Source organism: Leisingera sp. F5, assembly GCF_001593695.1.
Window position 1 is genome coordinate 1 of the sequence record NZ_LUKH01000792.1, and the last position, 1,668, is coordinate 1,668.

A 1,668-nucleotide genomic window follows, 5' to 3' on the forward strand; every position below is an offset into this window, starting at 1 on the left:
AAGGTTGGTTGTATCTCTCTGTGATCCTGGATCTGCATTCAAGACGGGTGATCGGCTGGGCGGTGAGCAATCGAATGAAACACGATCTGGCGATCCGGGCATCGAAGATGGCTATCGCCCCGCGGCAACCACCCAAAGGGTGCATCCACCTCTCCGGTCGCGGCAGCCAGGGCGGATTCAAACGGTCGTCGCAACAGGGCCATGGAGGAAGTTGTGATGATAGAACAGAAGCGTGGTTCGGACCGTTGCGGACGGAAGAAGCTGAGTCCACCCGGCCGCCCCAAAGCAGCTCGGCGAGAGGATCAGGCGAAGTTTTGGCGCTTGATTGCGCAAGGACTATCCAGTGAAGATGCCGCGACAGGAGTTGGGGCTTTGCCCGCGGTTGGTGGCAGGTGGTTCCGGGAGGCCGGCGAAATGCCACCGTCTCAGTATTCGGCGTCTGCACCTTCGTTGTCACGGCGCTATTTGTCTTTTGCCGAAAGGGAAGAGATCGCTCTGCATCGTGCCAGCGGCCTGAGGGTGAATGCCATCGCCCGGCAGATCGGGCGCTCGGCGTCCACGGTGTCACGAGAGTTGCGCCGGAATGCTGCGACACGCAGCGGCGGTTTCGAGTATCGTGCAACCACCGCGCAGTGGCTTGCGGATAGAGCAGCGCACCGGCCCAAGGCAACAAAGCCGGCGCAGCATGCCGCCTTGCGTCAGTATGTCGAAGAACGCCTGTCGGGCGATGTTGCCGGGCCAGATGGCGGCGTCGCGCGAGGTCCCGAAGTCATCTGGACGAAGCGCCGTTCCGTGCGGCGGCAACACCGGGAATGGGCGACTGCATGTAGCCCGGAACAGATCGCCCGGCGGCTGCCGTTGGATTATCCGGAAGATGCATCAATGCCCATCAGTCATGAAGCCCTATATCAGGCCTTGTTCATTCAGGGACGCGGGGTTCTGCGCCGTGAACTGACGGCCTGTCTCCGCTTCGGGCGAGCTCTGCGCGTGCCGAGGGCCCGCCGCAAGGGAAAGGGCAAGGCCTTTGTCTCCGATCAAATCATGATCAGCGAGCGCCCTGCCGAAGCTGCGGATCGTGCGGTGCCGGGCCATTGGGAAGGCGACTTAATTCTTGGTCTGAAAAGCCCGGCGATTGGAACGCTGGTCGAGCGCAGCACGCGTTTCACCCTTCTCCTGCACTTGCCGCCGATGCCTGGTCATGGTGGCGGGCCTCGCCTGAAAAATGGCCCGGCTCTTGCCGGCCACGGTGCCGAGGCCGTCCGTGCTGCAATTGCTCAGTAGATTACTGAACTGCCCTGGCACCTGCGGAAACCCCTGACATTGGACCAGGGCGCAGAAATGGCCCAGCATGAAAGACTGACGGTCGAAACCGGGATACAGGTCTACTTCTGCGACCCGCAAAGCCCTTGGCAGCGTGGCAGCAATGAAAACACCAACGGCCTGCTGCGCCAGTACTTTCCGAAAGGAACTGATCTCAGCAACCATGGGCCAGACAAACTGGAGGCCGTCGCCTTTACATTAACAGGCGGCTGAATTAGTCAGGCCAGCGGGACGCTGTTCTCTCTGAGGGGGGCTGCCTTGTCTCCCTTCCGGATCGGGCGGCTGAAAGCAGGCTTGTGGCCACCTCATACAGCCTCATGCCGCCAGCAACCGGGGCAGCCGGGCGAG

Annotated in this window: 2 pseudogenes; both read left to right on the plus strand. The window is 61.7% G+C overall.

The features are described 5' to 3' along the window. Window positions 1-167 (plus strand): annotated as a pseudogene (locus A2I95_RS36020) (DDE-type integrase/transposase/recombinase); the annotation flags it as partial. A gap of 52 nt (window positions 168-219) precedes the next feature. Continuing rightward, window positions 220-1,512 (plus strand): annotated as a pseudogene (locus A2I95_RS36025) (IS30 family transposase); the annotation flags it as partial. Between the last annotated feature and the right edge of the window lie 156 nt (window positions 1,513-1,668).